15 protein-coding genes are annotated in these 16,625 nt (G+C 60.8%); 8 read left to right on the forward strand and 7 right to left on the reverse strand.

The window, feature by feature from the left end:
* The first annotated feature begins 71 nt into the window (after positions 1-71).
* From AC2FNL_RS05940 to AC2FNL_RS05950, 3 genes are all read left to right on the forward strand, one after another.
* Positions 72-578, forward strand: coding sequence for a peptidylprolyl isomerase (locus tag AC2FNL_RS05940; RefSeq protein ID WP_093962382.1), 507 nt, complete (start codon positions 72-74; stop codon positions 576-578).
* The gene (locus tag AC2FNL_RS05945) at positions 571-1,116 is read left to right on the forward strand and encodes a peptidylprolyl isomerase (RefSeq protein ID WP_496832813.1); all 546 of its coding nucleotides are present in this window, start codon (positions 571-573) and stop codon (positions 1,114-1,116) included. The genes AC2FNL_RS05940 and AC2FNL_RS05945 overlap by 8 nt, the downstream gene beginning before the upstream one ends.
* Positions 1,117-1,238: 122 nt before the next feature.
* Positions 1,239-2,201 (forward strand): DUF3179 domain-containing protein, encoded by a 963-nt coding sequence (locus AC2FNL_RS05950; protein WP_496832814.1) that lies wholly within the window; start codon positions 1,239-1,241, stop codon positions 2,199-2,201.
* 16 nt (positions 2,202-2,217) lie between these two features.
* Here the strand turns inward: AC2FNL_RS05950 and AC2FNL_RS05955 are convergent, their stop codons facing one another.
* From AC2FNL_RS05955 to AC2FNL_RS05980, 6 genes are all read right to left on the reverse strand, one after another.
* Complete coding sequence (locus AC2FNL_RS05955) at positions 2,218-3,522, reverse strand: hypothetical protein (RefSeq protein WP_496832815.1); 1,305 nt, start codon at positions 3,520-3,522, stop codon at positions 2,218-2,220.
* A gap of 152 nt (positions 3,523-3,674) precedes the next feature.
* Positions 3,675-4,364: an aquaporin Z gene (gene aqpZ, locus AC2FNL_RS05960; RefSeq protein WP_093962378.1), complete on the reverse strand. Its 690-nt coding sequence runs from the start codon at positions 4,362-4,364 to the stop codon at positions 3,675-3,677.
* 178 nt (positions 4,365-4,542) lie between these two features.
* On the reverse strand, positions 4,543-5,046 hold the full coding sequence (locus tag AC2FNL_RS05965) for a bactofilin family protein (RefSeq protein WP_093962377.1): 504 nt from the start codon (positions 5,044-5,046) through the stop codon (positions 4,543-4,545).
* Positions 5,036-6,361: a M23 family metallopeptidase gene (locus tag AC2FNL_RS05970; RefSeq protein WP_093962376.1), complete on the reverse strand. Its 1,326-nt coding sequence runs from the start codon at positions 6,359-6,361 to the stop codon at positions 5,036-5,038. Before AC2FNL_RS05970 ends, AC2FNL_RS05965 begins: the two co-directional genes overlap by 11 nt.
* 175 nt (positions 6,362-6,536) lie before the next feature.
* Positions 6,537-7,355 carry a ferritin-like domain-containing protein gene (locus AC2FNL_RS05975; RefSeq protein WP_496832943.1) on the reverse strand — a complete coding sequence of 273 codons (819 nt, stop codon included), beginning with the start codon at positions 7,353-7,355 and terminating at the stop codon, positions 6,537-6,539.
* Between the two features lie 77 nt (positions 7,356-7,432).
* The gene (locus AC2FNL_RS05980) at positions 7,433-7,894 is read right to left on the reverse strand and encodes a peroxiredoxin (RefSeq protein WP_496832816.1); all 462 of its coding nucleotides are present in this window, start codon (positions 7,892-7,894) and stop codon (positions 7,433-7,435) included.
* Positions 7,895-7,962: 68 nt separating this feature from the next.
* Between AC2FNL_RS05980 and AC2FNL_RS05985 the strand changes: the two genes are divergently transcribed.
* From AC2FNL_RS05985 to AC2FNL_RS06000, 4 genes are all read left to right on the forward strand, one after another.
* Positions 7,963-11,349, forward strand: a complete 3,387-nt coding sequence (locus tag AC2FNL_RS05985) for a YhdP family protein (protein ID WP_496832817.1) — start codon at positions 7,963-7,965, stop codon at positions 11,347-11,349.
* Between the two features lie 44 nt (positions 11,350-11,393).
* Positions 11,394-12,440, forward strand: coding sequence for a tRNA preQ1(34) S-adenosylmethionine ribosyltransferase-isomerase QueA (gene queA / locus AC2FNL_RS05990; RefSeq protein ID WP_260066292.1), 1,047 nt, complete (start codon positions 11,394-11,396; stop codon positions 12,438-12,440).
* Between the two features lie 108 nt (positions 12,441-12,548).
* Complete coding sequence (locus tag AC2FNL_RS05995) at positions 12,549-13,820, forward strand: MFS transporter (RefSeq protein WP_093962373.1); 1,272 nt, start codon at positions 12,549-12,551, stop codon at positions 13,818-13,820.
* 108 nt (positions 13,821-13,928) lie between these two features.
* Positions 13,929-14,507: a DUF924 family protein gene (locus tag AC2FNL_RS06000; protein ID WP_496832818.1), complete on the forward strand. Its 579-nt coding sequence runs from the start codon at positions 13,929-13,931 to the stop codon at positions 14,505-14,507.
* On the opposite strand, the gene AC2FNL_RS06005 is transcribed toward AC2FNL_RS06000, so the two are convergent.
* Complete coding sequence (locus AC2FNL_RS06005) at positions 14,504-14,935, reverse strand: hypothetical protein (protein ID WP_496832819.1); 432 nt, start codon at positions 14,933-14,935, stop codon at positions 14,504-14,506. The genes AC2FNL_RS06000 and AC2FNL_RS06005 overlap by 4 nt on opposite strands.
* Before the next feature lie 211 nt (positions 14,936-15,146).
* Between AC2FNL_RS06005 and lpdA the strand changes: the two genes are divergently transcribed.
* Entirely contained in the window at positions 15,147-16,541 is a 1,395-nt protein-coding gene (gene lpdA / locus AC2FNL_RS06010) for a dihydrolipoyl dehydrogenase (protein ID WP_496832820.1), read from the forward strand.
* Positions 16,542-16,625: the final 84 nt, after the last annotated feature.

Here is a 16,625-nt window from a genome sequence, read left to right on the forward strand (position 1 = left end):
CAATGCGTCACTTGGCTTTCGCGCGTCTGGCGCATAGGTATTTGCGCAAATCAATTCCACAGGAGGGCCCCATGGCCGAGATCAAGGATCCCGAAAACACCATCATCATCGAGCTGAAGGACGGCAACGTCGTCATCGAGCTGCTGCCGGACGTGGCGCCTCAGCACAGCGAGCGCATGAAGGAACTGGCGCGCGCGGGCGAGTATGACAACGTGGCCTTTCACCGGGTGATCGACGGCTTTATGGCCCAGACCGGCGACGTGCAGCACGGCGACATGGAAGACGGCTTCAACATCCGCATGGCAGGCACCGGCGGCTCGTCCTTGCCGAACCTTCCGGCCGAGTTTTCCAAGCTGCCGCATGACCGGGGCACCCTGGGTGCCGCTCGGTCGGCCAACCCGAACTCGGCCAACTCGCAGTTCTTCATCAACTTCAAGGACAACCACTTTTTGAATGGCCAATACACCGTATACGGCCGCGTGATCGAGGGGATGGAGCATGTCGACGCCATCACCCGCGGCGAGCCGCCTGCGAACCCCGACCGCATGATCAGCGTCAAGGTGGCCGCCGATGTATAAGCTGGCTGCCGCCTTTGCCCTGTTGTCCAGCCCCGCGCTGGCCGCAGGCCTGCAGATCGAAGTCGAGGGCGAGGCCAACGGCACGATCACGATCGACCTGTTCGAAGACGTCGCGCCCAAGCATGTCGAGCAGATCACCGCTCTGGCCGCCGAAGGCAAGTATGACGGGGTGGTGTTCCACCGCGTGATCGAGGGGTTCATGGCACAGACCGGGGACGTGGAATACGGTAAACTGGGCAGCGACATGCGTCGCGCCGGTACCGGCGGTTCAAACCGTCCGGACCTGCCAGCCGAGTTTTCCGAAGTTCCGTACGAGCGCGGCATCGTCGGAATGGCTCGCGCCAGCAACCCAAACAGCGCAAATTCGCAGTTCTTCATCATGTTCGAACCGGCCCCGACCTTGAATGGCCAGTACACGGTGGTGGGCAAGGTGACCGACGGCATGGACGTTGTTGATGCGATCAAACGCGGCACAGGCCCGAACGGCGCGGTGGTCGGCCAACCGGACGTCATGACCAAGGTGACCGTCACCGAATGATCCCTAGACCCGGCGCGGACTGCGCGCCGGGTTGTCCGCGCACGGCGCTTCACGTCCCTGTGTAAGGGGCTTGGCCCGACCGCACGGCCTGACGCACGATGGCAGGTAGCCAAAGGTGCCTCATGCGAAGCCGTCTGTTTGCCCTTCTGCTGTTCTGCGCAACCGCGGTGTCCGCGGACCCGAGCCTGTGGCGCGACGAATGGCCCAGAACCGATTTTTCGGTCACCTCGATCGGTAACTGGTCTGAGGTCCGGTCCGGCGGGCCGCCAAAAGACGGTATCCCGGCCATCGACAAGCCCGAGTTTGTCCCGGTTTCGGCGGCAGCCGGGCTGGGGATGACCGAAGCCGTGATCACGGTAGAACTGCCCGGTAAGCGCCCGCGCGCCTATCCGCTTCGATATCTGATCTGGCATGAGATCGTGAATGATCGCTTCGGAAACCGCCCAGTCGCGGTTACATATTGCCCATTGTGCAATTCGGGGCTGGTGTTTGATCGGCGTATCTCGGGACGGGTGCTCAGTTTTGGCGTGTCCGGCAAGTTGCGAAATTCGGACATGATCATGTATGACCGCGAAACTGAAAGCTGGTGGCAGCAAGCCACCGGCGAGGCGATCGTTGGCCAGTTGACCGGTGCTCAGTTGACAGCGCTGCCAGCGTGGATGGAAGGGTGGGACCAGTTCCGCAAGCGCAATCCCGACGGTCTGGTAATGGCCGAGCCGAATTTTGCGCGGGACTACGGGCGCAACCCCTATCGCGGTTACGACAGCGCGCGCAGACCGTTCCTGTATGACGGCGCGCTGCCTCCGCATGGTATTCAACCGCTCGAACGGGTGGTGCGTGTCGGAGAGCGGGCCTGGCCTCTGACGCGATTGCGTGCGGCTGGGCGATTGTCAGAAGCAGGCGTTGTCATCGTTTGGTCGGCGGGGCAAGCCTCGGCTCTGGACGCCGGGCGCGTCGACAAGGGACGCGACATAGGATCCATCCGCGTCACGGATGGTGCCGGACGGGATGTCGTGCATGATGTGATGTTCGCCTTTGCCTTCCACGCCTTCTGGCCCGACGGTATCTGGATGACAAGGCGCTGACACGCGCGTCGCGCGATCAATTCACCTGTCTGGCAACGCTCCGGGTCCAGCCGCTCAGGCCGCGTCGGATGCGGGCCAGAAGACCGTATTCGTTCACGTGTTTTTTGTAGGCTCGGTAGGACGGCGCGCGTGACAGGCAGCGCTCTTCGTGCCAGGCCCGTGCGAAATAGATCAGGTTCACGCCCAGCAGGGCCAGACAGTTGGCCAGGCCTGCCCAGAAGTCGACCGCGATGAACGGGATCGAAATCATCCACCAGGTGATGTTCTTGCTGATGTAGGACGGGTGTTTGCTGATGTTGTAGGGAAAGTCGCAGGCCAGCCCGCGATAGGTCAGGTTCGAGAACCGCAGACCCATACGCGCGGCAGTTAGGCAATAGACCGCCAGGAAAAACAGGATGGTGCCGCCCCACAATCCGTAGAGGACAGGGTAATCCCACAGCCAGACACCCCAGGCGAACCCATCCTCGACATAGTTGAAATAGCTGCGCGACAGCAGTTGCCAGAACGGGGCATAGCAGATCACGCAGACCAGCCATCCGCTCACCGTCGTCTCGGTCCAACGGATATGAGAGGTCAGAAGCCGGGTGGCAGTGGCATAGCCAATGGTGACGATCGTCAGGTCCAGAAAGAAGGCAAAGCGGTAGAGATATGCATAGACCTGCTGAAAGTCCTGCGCATCCCACAGCGAACGGGTCTGCAGAAAGCTCCAGTCATAGACCAGATAGCAGAACATCAGTGGCAGAAAGAACCCTTTGACGCCCAGCCCAAGAAGAAAGGATTTCAACTCGCGGGCTCCGGTGGATTGGCGACCAAAAGACAAAACCACACGTCCCAGATGCCACATGCCGTCGCGCGGATGTCGCATCGAGAAATGAACCGCCGTGACAACGGAAAGGACAACCGCAAGGATCAGAGGCCAGTAGTCGGCAAACAGCGAAAAGAACGGCTGATACCATTCATCCCGGTAGAGGTCGGCGGTGGAGTAGAACAGCGCAAGCAGCGCAAGACTGGCCGCCAGACCAATAAGTTTGATCCAGAAATCAGACAGATACGCCGGGTTTTTGAAGTTTTCCGGGTTGTAGACCAAGCCGCTGCCCGGCTTGCGATGAATTCGCGCTATGAAAATCTCGGATAGGGCCAGAATGGCAAAGATCGTCAGAGCGAACAGAACAGTCTGATCCCGATCAGAGACCGCGCCGAGGTCTGGCCAGAAATAATGAACCAGCGGAATACTGGCCATCGCAATCCATGCGGTGGATGCGGGAATTGCGGAAGCGGGGCGCCGGAACTTTGGCCAGAAAATCATGATCAGGTCTTTCACAGAGTTCTGCGAATTCTGGCGGTTCGTTCCGGAAATTCAACCACCCTGATCCGACCGGTCGAATTCTTGCCGCGGGTGTGGCCCACGCAACCGGATAACAAGATTACCTCCCGGCAGAGACCGGGAGGGGTTTGCGTTAAAAGGACGAGTTCCTATTCGTCCGAGGCCATCATCTTCCAGATCGCGGCCCCCAAAGCGCCGCCGATCAGCGGGGCGACCCAGAACAGCCACAGCTGCGCCAAGGCGGGTCCATCGGCAAACAGCGCCACACCCGTCGAGCGGGCCGGGTTCACCGACGTATTGGTGACCGGGATCGAAATCAGGTGGATCAGCGTCAGCCCAAGGCCGATGGCAATGGGCGCAAACCCGGCCGGAGCCTTTTCGGACGTAGCGCCCAGAATGATGATAAGGAAGAAGGCGGTCAAAACGATCTCGATCACCAGCGCCGACATCATCGAATATCCTTCGGGCGAAGCTTCGCCATACCCGTTCGAGGCAAAACTGCCCACGCCTTCGAAACCAGGTGCGCCGCTGACGATCACGTACAGAATGGCTGCGGCCAGTATCGCCCCAAGCACCTGCGCGGCCCAGTAGGGCAGCAGATCCTTGGACGGGAAACGCCCACCGATCATCAGCCCGAGGCTGACGGCAGGGTTGAAGTGACCACCCGATATGTGGCCGACCGCAAAGGCCATGGTCAGGACCGTCAGGCCGAAGGCGAAGGACACGCCCAGCCATCCGATGCCCACATCGGCGACCCCGGCAGCCAGAACCGCGCTGCCACAACCGCCGAGAACCAGCCAGAACGTGCCGAAGAATTCGGCCATCAGTTTTGCTCGCATGATAAAACCTCCCAATTTCAACGAGGTGAAGTTTAATTCAAAAAACACCTTTTGTGAAAATGTATCGCGCGTGCAGGGCTTTGCGGCCCTGATAGGGGTCCGGATTGTTGCCTGATGGGCATAAAAAACGCCGCGGACAGTGGCCGCGGCGTTCTTTGAACTCGGTACTCGAAGCGGTTTACTGGCTGACTTCAGCCGCCGGATTGGCTCCGGTTTTGCCGCTGCGTCCTGGGTTCAGCGGATCGTCCTGACGCTGAACCGAGCCTTCGAAATGCGCGCCGCTTTCGATGGCAATGGTCTTGTGGATGATGTCGCCCTCAACCCGAGCGGTCGAGGTCAGACGTACTTTCAGACCCCGCACGCGACCCACGATGCGGCCGTTCACGACCACGTCGTCCGCGGTCACTTCGCCTTTGATGGTCGCGGTTTCGCCGATGGTCAGCAGATGCGCGCGGATATCGCCTTCGATGGTGCCTTCGACCTGGATGTCACCGGTGGTCTTGATGTTGCCGGTGATGTGCAGGTCCGACGAAAGAACCGATGCCGGAGGCTTGGGCTTGGGCGCGGTGCTTGCGGCCTTCTGTTCGGTCGGGGCAGGGGTCGCCTGAGGCGCCGGGGCTGCCGGCTTGGCCGTTTCGGATGCCTTGGGTGCGGGCTCGTTGATTTTGCTTTTAGAAAACATTGTTCGCAGCCTTGATGAAGTCCATTGGGTTTACAGGTTTTCCGTTCACGCGCACCTCGTAGTGCAGATGCGTTCCGGTCGACCGTCCGGAATTACCCATATCAGCAATGTGATCCCCGCGCGAGACCCTTTGGCCGACCTTCACGCGGATCTTCGAGTTATGGGCATAAAGTGTCTCAACCCCGAAGGCGTGCTTGATCTTGACCAGACGGCCATAGCCGGATTGCCAGCCCGCATGGGCCACGACACCGTCGGCGGTGGCGAAGATATCCGTGCCCGTCGGGGCCGCAAAGTCTGTGCCCTTGTGCATCCGGCGCCCGCCGGTTTTGGGGTCGCGGCGATAACCATAGCCGCTGGTGAACCGGAAGGCCGATTTGACCGGCGTGGCAAACGGGGCCTTTTCGGCCGCTATGCGATACAGGTTCAGCTGGTCCATCTGCTGCAGAAGCTGATTTGCGCGCACCTCGTCTGCTGAAAGCTCTTCGCCGCGGGTACTGAACGAAATCGGCGTCAGCGGGCCGCCCATGCCGCTGTAACCGCGCCGCACTTCGTCAAGCATCCGGTCGGTGGGCATTCCGGCCTCGCGGAACATCTTGTCCAGCGGTTCGACCGAGATCACCATGGCTTCTTCCAGCTGGCGGAATATCTCGTCATTGCGTTCCTGCATCAGCAGGATTTCCAGCTCAAGCTCATCGCGCTGGTCCAGTGCCGCCTGTGCATCCGTGGCGATCTGGTCCCGCTGCTGTGCTGTCCTGGTCAGGGCGTCGGCCATGAATTCGATCTGTGCCGGAGCGGCAGAGGCGAACATCGCAACCGATGCGCCATCGGATTTCTCCTGAAGCTCGGCGAGTTGCGCCCGGGCTTCCTCACGCTGCTTCATGGTCGACCGCAGTGTGGTCTGAATGACCTCGATGCCGGTTTCCAGCTCGCGTCGACGGTTTTCGGATTCCAGCAGTTCCGACTGCATCGCCGAGATCTGCTGAAGCGCCGAGTTGAACCGGGCGTGTGCGGCCAATGCTTCCTGAGCGCGCGCGTCGCGTTCCTGCGACAGGATGTTCAGCCGCTCCTGATATGTCGCCTGATCGCGTTTGGCCTGTTCACGGAAATTGCCCGACCCGATGCTGTCCATCAGCAGGATTGCCGTGGCGACGGCCGTCCAGCCGACCATGATCGAAACGCCAAGCGCCGCCACGATCTGCGTCTCCGAGCTGAGCCGGATGAAGCGTGTGTCATTGTCGGATTTCAGGAAGACCCGGCGTTCCGGGAAGTGCCGTTCGAGCAGTGAGTGTAGTTTGATTGCCAGACGTGTTCTCACGCGCCTTACCTCTCATCCCCAATGTCGGGAACGGTCGTGAGTGGATCGCCGCCCCTTGGGCCGATTGCTTAAAGGGCCGTTCCCGGTTGGGCAAGTTTGTTAACCGATTGGTCGACAATTACGGTGTTTTCCCGCACGTCATCGGCAGAAAATTGCCGAAATCGGCGCGTTTCCGTCAGCGCTTCCCGTCTCCCGGGAGCGGCAGATCCTCGGTCAAAGGCCAGTAGAAATCGGGCGGCAGGCCGGCTTCGGCCCGCTTTTCCTCGTTGAAGGGCGGCTTGAGCGCGCCATGAAAATAGCGCCGGACCAGTTGATGGAACACGTACTTGGGGTCGGCATTCTCGCGGCCGCACAGAAAGTGGAACCATTTCGAGCCATAGGCCACATGCCCGACTTCTTCGGCATAGATCACCTCAAGCGCGGCCACGGCCTGATCGGCCTTTGCCTTGCGGAAGATGTCGATCATGCCCGGTGTCACGTCGAGGCCGCGCGCCTCGAGCACCATCGGCACCACCGCCAACCGGCCCATCAGGTCTTCGGCGGTGTCCTCGGCCGCGCGCCACATCCCGGCATGGGCGGGCAGGGCGCCGTAGTGGCTGCCCATCGCTTCCAGGCAGTCGCAGACCATCTCGAAATGGCGCGACTCCTCCTCGGCGCATTTGACCCAGTCGTCGTAGAATCCGATCGGCATCGGCACATGCCCGAACCGGGCGATGATGTCCCAGTGCAGGTCTACTGCGTTCAACTCGATATGGGCCACAGCGTGCAGCAGCGCGATGCGCCCAGCCTCTGAGCCGGGGCGACGGCGCGGCACGTCGCGCGGCGACAGCAGCTTGGGCTTGTCAGGACGCGACGGATGCAACGGTGGCGTGGCTGTTCCGACTTCGATCGCGGGGGCGTCGCCGTTGCGCGCTGCAAACCATTCGGCGGCATAGCGTTTGGAAAGGGCGGTCTTGGACCGCCCATCCGCAGTGGTCAGAACCTCGGTTGCCATCTTGGTCAGGGTTTTGGCCACGGTAATCCTCGGGTTGGATGAAAACTGCCGCCTCTTAGACCGGATGGCCCGCAGCGTCAAAGCGCGCGTACGGCCTCCAGCACCTCATCCACATGGCCGGGAACTTTGACCTTGCGCCAGACGCGGGCGATCTTGCCGTCGGCGTCGATCAGGAAGGTTGAGCGCTCGATCCCCATCGACTTCTTGCCATACATGTTTTTTTCGACCCAGACGCCGTAATCCTCGCACACGGTCGAACCTTCGTCGGACAGCAGCGGAGTGGTCAGCCCGTGCTTGGCAACGAACTTGTCGTGTTTGGCAACGCTGTCGCGAGAGATGCCGAAAACCTGTGCGCCGGCGTCTGCAAAGGATTGAAGCTGCTCCGAGAAACCGATGGATTCCTTGGTGCAGCCCGGCGTATCATCGCGGGGATAAAAGAACAGAACAACGGGACGACCGCGCATGTCCGACAGGGTAACCGTGCCGCCGCCATCGCGGGGCAAGGTGAAATCGGGGGCGATGTCTGCAACGTCAGGCATTTTGAACTCCGGTCAGGATTTGTAGGTGATGCCGCGTATCATAGGGCGGCTCGGGCAGGTTGAAAGACGTGGACGGCAAATTGGCGCAAGACGAACAGGACGAGGCTGAGAAGGGCGGGAAACCGCCGCGCCGCCGATCCCGTCGGCGGACAGCCGGGCTGTGGGCCTTGCGCGGGGTGTTCCTGCTGGTGTTTCTGGCCGTCCTGTCCGGGGTCATGGTGTTTGGTCATCGGATCCATGCGCCGGAATGGCTGCGCGACCGGGTCGAAACGCGGCTGGAAAACGCATTGGGCGGTCTGCAGATCCGGTTCGGCGATGTCAGCTTTATCATCAACAAGGAATGGCGCCCGCGTCTGCGGCTCAGCGATGTTTCGATCAGCGACGCCGAGGGGCGCCAGATCGCACAGGTCTCAAGCATGCAGGCCAGCCTGGCGATGCGCCCGCTGCTGCGCGGCCATGTCCGGCCCAAGCGGATCACCCTCAACGGCGCGCAGATCGCATTGACCCGAGCCGAGGACGGATCGCTCTCGCTGACCGTCGGTTCCGGCAGCGCGCCCGTGCAGAATGCGCCAACCTTGGCCGAATTGATCGAACAGTCCGATCAGGTGTTCCTGTCACCGGTCCTGTCGTCCCTGACCTCGGTCGAGCTTGACGCCATTACGCTGGATTATCGGGACCTGCGCCTTGGGCGGTCCTGGGTTCTGGACGGCGGGCATATTCTGGCGACGAGGAGCGAAGGCGCCCTGCGCCTGGCGACCGGGTTCTCGGTGCTGGCGGGCCGTGACTATGTCAGCATGATCGAAGCGAACTACACCAGCACGCTCGGCTCACCCGAGGCGCAGTTCGGGATTTCGATCACCGATCTTCCGGCGACCGACGTCGCGGCGCAATCCCCGGCACTGGCCTGGTTGCAGGTGCTCGACACGCCGATCTCGGGCGCATTGCGCGGCAGTATCGACGGGGCCGGGGCGCTTGGGCCTGTATTTGCAACCTTGAACCTTGGGGCCGGGGCCGTTCAGCCCAACCCCGAGACCCGACCGGTTCCGTTCGACTCGGCCCGCACGTATTTTACCTATGACCCGGCGCAGCAGGTACTGGATTTCAACGAGGTTTCCGTGGTGTCGGGCTGGGGCAGCGTACAGGGCGAGGGCAAAGCTTATCTGAAGGGTGTAGAGGCCGGCACGCTGGAAAGCATGGCGGTGCAGTTCCGTCTGAACGGTATCCGGGTGAACCCGGCCGACCTGTTCGTTGATGCGCTTGAGGTCAAGCAGGCCGATCTGGACTTCCAAGTGCGCCTGAACCCCTTCCGGCTGCAACTGGGGCAGGTCGTGGTCGAAGATGGCGAAGACCTGTTGCGCGCTTCGGGCGAGCTTGTGGGCCTGCCGGAGGGGTGGAGCGTGGATCTGAACGCGCGGCTGGGGCACATGGCATCGGACAAGCTGCTGCATTACTGGCCGCCCCGATTGGCTCCGAAACCGCGCAAATGGGTGACCGAGAACCTGTACGAAGGCAATCTGTCGGACATGGACTTTGTTCTGAGGCTGCGGCCCGGAGACTCCAAGCCCGAATTGTATCTTGATTTCGATTTCGATGATGCGCTGGTTCGGTTTGCCAAGACCTTGCCGCCGATCCAAGGCGGGCGTGGGCAGGCCACGCTGATTGGCCGTCGGTTCACGGTAACCGCCCGCAAGGGCGTCGTGATCGCCGATGACGGTGGCGCGGTTGATGCCTCTGGGACGTCGTTCATTATCCCCGATACCGACATCAAAAAGAATACACCGGGCATTGTGCGTGTTCAGGCCAGTGGCAGTGTGACCTCGGCCTTGTCGTTGCTTGACCGGGCGCCGCTGCAATTGCTGACCAAGGCAAACCTTCCGGTCGATCTGGCTTCGGGCAGTGTGCGACTGGGCGGCACTCTGTCTCTGCCCTTGATCAAGGGGCTGAAATTCGAGGATACGCAATTTCACTTTCTGGGCGAATTGATTGATCTGGATACGGAAAAACTGGTTCCGGGCTTTCGCATCAGCGCCGCCAAACTGCGCCTGAGCGGGGATCAGACCCAGGTGGCGATCGACGGAGACGGTCTGTTCGGAGAGGTGCCGATACAGGCGACTTGGCGACAGCCGATCGGCGGCAAGACAGCGCAACGCAGCACGCTCAGCGGGCAGATCGAACTGTCCCCGCGGCTGATGGATGAACTGAAAGCCGGATTGCCGTCCGGTATGCTGACCGGGCAAGGCGTGGCGGAGATCAGTCTTGGAATTGGAGGGGGAGAGCCGACAAAGCTGACCGCGACCTCCGATCTGGTCGACGTCGGAATGGCAATTCCCGAACTGGGTTGGCAAAAATCCGCAGCCACTGCCGGGACGTTGGCTACCGAGGCGACGCTGGGCGATCAACTGCGGGTGGACAGCCTGCGGATTGATGCCGCCGGATTGCGTGCGGTGGCTTCGATCTCGATCGCAAATGGCGCTTTGGATCGGGTTCAGTTCAGTTCTTTTGAACTGGGCGATTGGTTGGCTGTGCCGGCCGAGCTGATCGGCCGCGGCGCAGCAGCGCCGGATATCCGCGTGCTGGGCGGCGTTCTCAACCTGGGCAAAGCGACGTTCGGCAGCAGCAGCGGCGGCGGCGCGTCATCCGGTCGAGGCCCGAACCTTGACGTGGCGCTGGACCGGCTGCAGGTGACCGAGGAAGTGGCCCTGACCGGTTTGAAGGGCAATTTCGAAACGACCGGTGGGTTGAAGGGTGGATTTTCCGCTCAGGTCAACGGAGGTGCCCCTGTTCAGGGGCAGGTTGTGCCCAGCGGATCTCGCAGTGCGGTCAGCCTGCAGTCCGTGGACGCCGGTGCGGTGCTGCGGTCTGCCGGTTTGTTGACCCAGGCCAGAGGGGGAAAGCTGCAACTCCGGTTGAATCCGGTGGCTGGCCCGGGCAACTACGATCTGACCCTGAAAATCACGGACACGCGGATTCAGGATGCTCCGGCCATGGCGGCGTTGCTGAACGCAATCAGCTTGGTCGGTTTGCTGACCGAGATGGCCGGGCAGGGGATCTACTTCTCATCAATCGACAGCGAGATGCGGATCACGCCGACCGAGGTCAAGATTCTCAGCGGCAGCGCAGTCGGGCCGTCGATGGGGCTGTCCTTCGACGGGACTGTGGACACCGAACGAAAGTTCCTGAACCTACGCGGGGCGATCTCTCCGATCTATATGGTGAACGCGATTGGCAGCGTCCTGACCAAAAAGGGCGAGGGCGTTTTCGCGTTCAACTATACGCTGGTGGGCCCGATTTCGGCCCCGCAAGTGTCGGTGAACCCGTTGTCCGGTCTGGCGCCACTGTTTCTGCGCAACCTGCTGCGAGAACCTGCCCCAACCGTTTCCGACGGCCCCAACGCAACGCCGGTTGCACCGGAAGGACCCAGCCCTTCGGTGGGAAGCCGGGGCGAGGACCGCTGACGCAGAGTGTGGCCGAATCTGTTCGGGCGATGTATGGCGCGGCCATGAAGCTGAGTGATTTCGATTTCGACCTGCCTGATGACCTGATTGCCACGCGGCCCGCCAGCCCGCGGTCTTCGGCGCGCCTGCTGGTGGCACAGGGTGACGCGATCTCGGATGATCGGGTGTTCAACCTGCCCGACTGGCTTCGCCCCGGTGATCGGCTGGTGCTGAACGACACGCGCGTCATCCCGGCCCGGCTGAGCGGTCGGCGCCATCGCGACAGCGCCCAGGGTCCGGTCTCGGCCGCAATCGAGGCCACCTTGCTGGAGCCCCGCGCCGACGGCACCTGGGGCGCATTGCTGAAACCGCTCAAGAAGATCCGGTTGGGCGAAGAGATCGTGTTCTCCGACGACCTCAGCGCGGTTCTGGAAGGGGTCGCCGACGGCCAGGCCCATCTGCGCTTCAATCTGAAGGGCGATGATTTCGACCGGGCGCTCGAGCAGGCCGGAGCAATGCCTTTGCCCCCCTACATCGCGGCCAAACGGCCGGCGGACGAGCGTGACAAGACCGATTACCAGACCGTTTGGGCACGGCAGGCCGGGGCCGTGGCGGCACCCACCGCCTCTCTGCATTTTGACGAGCCATTGTTGCAAGCCCTTGCAGATCGAGGAGTCGAGTTCACCCATGTTACCCTGCACGTCGGGGCCGGAACGTTTCTGCCGGTCAAGGTCGAGGATGTGACGACCCACAAGATGCACGCCGAATGGGGGCAGGTCAGCCCGCAGGCCGCAGCCGAGATTCAGGCGACCAAGGCCTCGGGTGGCCGCGTCATCCCGGTTGGCACCACGGCCTTGCGACTGATCGAAAGTGCCGCGCGCGATGGATCGATCCAGCCTTGGGAGGGAGAGACCGACATCTTCATCTACCCCGGCTTCCAGTTTCAGGTCACCGATGCGTTGATGACCAATTTCCATCTGCCGAAATCGACGCTTCTGATGCTGGTTTCGGCGCTGATGGGCCGGGACAGGATGCTGCGGGTCTATGATCATGCGATCAAAAGTGGCTATCGCTTCTTTTCTTATGGTGACGCGTCGCTTTTGATCCCTTAGAGGGCGGGATCGCGGGATCGAATCTGGTGAATGTCGTAGACAAGCGCGACCGGGACATCGTTTGATCCTTTAACGAAAGCCATTGTTCAGCGGATTTGGAGTGCAAACATGCTTCAGGTACTTGCCAGCGCGTGGGCGCTTCTACTCGGAATGGGTCTGCTGATGATCGGCAACGGCCTGCAGGGCACCTTGTTGGGTGTCCGGGGCGAGATCGAAGGGTTTTCGACCCTGCAGATGTCGTTTGTCATGTCCGCGTATTTCCTGGGCTTTCTGGGCGGATCCCGACTTGCACCCGAGATGATACGGCGGGTCGGGCACGTGCGGGTCTTCGCGGCGCTGGCGTCATTCATTTCTGCCGTGATGATCAGCTATCCGATGCTGACCGATCCGATCGCGTGGTCGCTGGGCCGTGTGGTCATCGGGTTCTGCTTTTCCGGCGTGTACGTGACCGCCGAAAGCTGGCTGAACAACGCCGCGAGCAACGAAAACCGTGGCCAGGCATTGTCGCTATATATGATCGTCCAGATGATCGGCATTGTCAGCGCGCAGGCACTGATGCTTGCAGGGGACCCGGCCGGGTACGAAACCTTTGTGATTGCCTCGATCCTGGTTTCCGTTTCCTTTGCTCCGATCCTGTTGTCGATTTCTCCTACCCCGGCTTTTGATACGACCAAGCCGATGACGCTCAAGCAGCTGATGGACACGTCGCCCTTGGGCTGTGTCGGCATGTTCCTGTTGGGCGGCATCTTCTCGGCTCAGTTCGGCATGGCCGCGGTTTACGGCGCGCGGGCCGGGCTGACACTGGTCGAGATTTCGACCTTCGTGGCGTCATTCTATATCGGCGCATTGGTGCTGCAGTATCCGTTGGGCTGGTTTTCGGATCGCATGGACCGGCGCCTGTTGATCCTGCTGGTTTCGGTCGTTGGCGGCATCAGTGCGGCGGTGGGCATGGTTTTTGGGGTCGACTTCCCGGTTTTGCTGGCTGCGGCCTTTGTCATCGGTGGCATGTCCAATCCGCTGTATTCCCTGCTCATCGCCTACACCAACGACTACCTCGAACATGAAGATATGGCGGCCGCGTCCGGCGGGCTTATTTTCATCAACGGGCTTGGCGCAATTGCCGGCCCGCTGATCACCGGCTGGTTGATGGGGGATGCCGTGTTCGGGCCGCCCGGCTTTTTCCTGTTCATTGCCGCACTGCTTTTTGTCATGGCAGGCTATGCGGTCTACCGGATGACCCAGCGCGCCTCGGTGCCCGTGGACGAGACCGGCACCATGTCGCCGCTGTACCCGACGGCATCGCCGGTCGCACTGGAAGTTGCTCAGGAAGTCGCGATCGAAGCGGCTCAGGACGAAGAGGATGAGCACCAACCTGCCTGACCGCCGGATTTGTGTCGTCACTGTTGCAATATGTTACTGTAACAAGTCTGTAAAACCGACTTAAATGACGTTACGTCCCTCGGGGGGGAACAGACGGAGTCAAGGGCAATGGTTGGTCCTGAAAAAGTACTGAGTTTCTGGTTGGATGAAGTAGGCCCCGAGGGGTGGTACCGCGAAGATGAAGCGCTGGATGCGCAGATACGGGACCGCTTCCTTGAGACATGGCAAGCCGCGTGCGAGGGTAAGTTCTCTCTGTGGTTGACGTATCCCAGCGGATCGCTGGCCTACATCATCCTCATGGACCAGTTTCCGCGCAACATGTTCCGAGGCAGCGGCAAAGCCTTCTCATCGGACAAGGCGGCACTGGCAGCAGCGAAATGTGCCGTCGACAAGGAATGGGATCTGAAGATCGACGAGCCCGCCCGACAGTTCTTCTACCTGCCGATGATGCATTCAGAGAACCTGTGCGATCAGGAGCGCTGTGTGCGCCTGATGTGCCAGCGTATGCCTGAACATGGTTCAAGCAATCTGCTGCATGCCCGGGCCCATCGTGAGGTGATCCGCCAGTTCGGGCGTTTCCCGTACCGCAACGCGGCGCTTGCCCGTCAGACCACGGCACCCGAAGCCGCATATGTCAGCGGCGGTGGATACGGCACAACGGTGCGTGAGTTGCAGGCGGCGGGTTAGGCCGCCTCTCCACATCCGCGCAATTCGATAAGCCTGGCCGTTGTGGCATCGACGGTCGTGGTGATTGCGTAATCAATCAGCATCTGAGGATTTTCGACCAGTTCGTTGAGGCGGGCCTGCGTGGTTTCCAGCTTGGCTTGAACCTCGTCCAATCGCACCAGCGCCTGCTGAAGCTTCTGCTTCAACTCCGGCTCATCATCTCCCAGGATGCGAATACCGGACAGATCAGCGCGCAGACTTGCAAGATCCTCTCGGACGCCCTGCGCCTGTTTTCGCAGCGGCTGAACGATTTGCAGGCTTTCTCTGAAGTTGTCCTGAATATTCTCGACGCTTCGCGCCAGCTTCCAACCAAGGAACAGACACAGAGCTACAAGGATCAGTGTGGCGTTCAAAAGGGCAAGCAACAAATCTTTGAGTGTCTTGGCCATGGCTGGTTTCCCCAAAATCTGTAGATCCGAAATTCGAACATGGTTGCAGGTCTTTTCTAGCCTTCGAGGGACACGGGGTATAGGCTGAATAGCGCGCACTCTTGTTTTGATGACCCTGCGTCACATATGTCGCGGGGCAGCATATTGATGCGTTCAAAAAAATAGTTTAACGGTAAACTAGTTTTCAATCGACCTGCGCCGAGAGGTAAACATGGCTGCACAATCCTTTGATCTGATCGTAATCGGTGCGGGCCCCGGCGGCTATGTGGCTGCCATTCGTGCGGCCCAACTGGGCCTCAAGACCGCCGTGGTCGAGCGCGAGCATTTGGGCGGCATCTGCCTGAACTGGGGTTGCATCCCGACCAAGGCCTTGCTGCGGTCGGCCGAAGTGTTCCACCTGATGGAGCGCGCCAAGGATTTTGGTCTTAGTGCGGACAAGATCGGTTACGATCTGGACGCGGTTGTCAAACGCTCGCGCGGGGTTGCCAAGCAGCTGACCAGCGGTGTCGGTCATTTGCTGAAAAAGAACAAAGTCACTGTCGTGATGGGCGAGGCGACAATCCCGTCGAAAGGCAAAGTGACGGTCAAGACCGACAAGGGCACCGAGGAACTGACGGCGAAGAACATCGTCTTGGCCACCGGTGCCCGTGCGCGCGAGTTGCCGGGCCTGGAGGCAGATGGCGATCTGGTCTGGACCTACAAACATGCGCTGCAACCGGCCCGGATGCCGAAAAAGCTGCTTGTTATCGGTTCCGGAGCGATCGGGATCGAGTTTGCCAGCTTCTACAATACGTTGGGCGCAGACACGACCGTGGTTGAAGTGATGGATCGGGTCTTGCCGGTCGAAGATGCCGAGATCAGCGCGTTCGCCAAGAAATCCTTTGTCAAACAGGGCATGAAGATCATGGAGAAATCTATGGTCAAGCAGTTGGATCGCGGCAAAGGTAAGGTGACGGCTCATATCGAAACCGGCGGCAAGGTCGAAAAGCACGACTTCGATACCGTCATCTCCGCCGTTGGGATCGTCGGAAATGTCGAGAACCTCGGGCTCGAGGCGCTGGGCGTCAAAATCGACCGCACCCATGTGGTGACGGATGCATACTGCCGGACCGGGGTCGATGGCCTCTATGCCATCGGCGACATCGCCGGAGCGCCTTGGCTTGCGCACAAGGCCAGCCACGAAGGCGTGATGGTCGCGGAACTCATCGCTGGCAAACATGCCCATCCCGTGAAACCGGAAAGCATCGCGGGATGTACCTATTGTCATCCCCAGGTCGCGTCGGTTGGCTATACCGAGGCCAAGGCCAAGGAGCTTGGCTTTGATGTGAAAGTTGGCCGCTTCCCGTTCATCGGCAATGGCAAGGCAATTGCATTGGGCGAGCCGGAAGGCATGATCAAAACCGTATTCGACGCGAAAACCGGCGAGTTGCTGGGCGCTCATATGGTTGGCGCGGAAGTGACCGAACTGATTCAGGGCTATGTCGTAGGTCGCCAGTTGGAGACCACCGAAGAAGACCTGATGAATACAGTCTTCCCGCACCCGACCTTGTCGGAAATGATGCATGAATCGGTTTTGGACGCCTACGGACGCGTGATCCACATGTAAGACGGTCTGTCTGTGGGCCGCGGCTTAAGGGGGCGCTGCCCCCGGCCGCGTTGCCCGCGACACACCGGGATACCGCCGGCCGGA

Source organism: Ruegeria sp. CRTD044, assembly GCF_059613485.1.

Excerpts from the sequence above, each read along its gene's own strand:
- AC2FNL_RS05940 (WP_093962382.1), top strand. The coding sequence starts at position 72 with ATGGCCGAGATCAAGGATCCCGAAAACACCATCATCATCGAGCTGAAG.
- AC2FNL_RS05945 (WP_496832813.1), top strand. The coding sequence starts at position 571 with ATGTATAAGCTGGCTGCCGCCTTTGCCCTGTTGTCCAGCCCCGCGCTG.
- AC2FNL_RS05950 (WP_496832814.1), top strand. The coding sequence starts at position 1,239 with ATGCGAAGCCGTCTGTTTGCCCTTCTGCTGTTCTGCGCAACCGCGGTG.
- aqpZ (WP_093962378.1), bottom strand. The coding sequence starts at position 4,364 with ATGCGAGCAAAACTGATGGCCGAATTCTTCGGCACGTTCTGGCTGGTT.
- AC2FNL_RS05965 (WP_093962377.1), bottom strand. The coding sequence starts at position 5,046 with ATGTTTTCTAAAAGCAAAATCAACGAGCCCGCACCCAAGGCATCCGAA.
- AC2FNL_RS05975 (WP_496832943.1), bottom strand. The coding sequence starts at position 7,355 with ATGGCAACCGAGGTTCTGACCACTGCGGATGGGCGGTCCAAGACCGCC.
- AC2FNL_RS05980 (WP_496832816.1), bottom strand. The coding sequence starts at position 7,894 with ATGCCTGACGTTGCAGACATCGCCCCCGATTTCACCTTGCCCCGCGAT.
- queA (WP_260066292.1), top strand. The coding sequence starts at position 11,394 with ATGAAGCTGAGTGATTTCGATTTCGACCTGCCTGATGACCTGATTGCC.
- AC2FNL_RS05995 (WP_093962373.1), top strand. The coding sequence starts at position 12,549 with ATGCTTCAGGTACTTGCCAGCGCGTGGGCGCTTCTACTCGGAATGGGT.
- AC2FNL_RS06000 (WP_496832818.1), top strand. The coding sequence starts at position 13,929 with ATGGTTGGTCCTGAAAAAGTACTGAGTTTCTGGTTGGATGAAGTAGGC.
- AC2FNL_RS06005 (WP_496832819.1), bottom strand. The coding sequence starts at position 14,935 with ATGGCCAAGACACTCAAAGATTTGTTGCTTGCCCTTTTGAACGCCACA.
- lpdA (WP_496832820.1), top strand. The coding sequence starts at position 15,147 with ATGGCTGCACAATCCTTTGATCTGATCGTAATCGGTGCGGGCCCCGGC.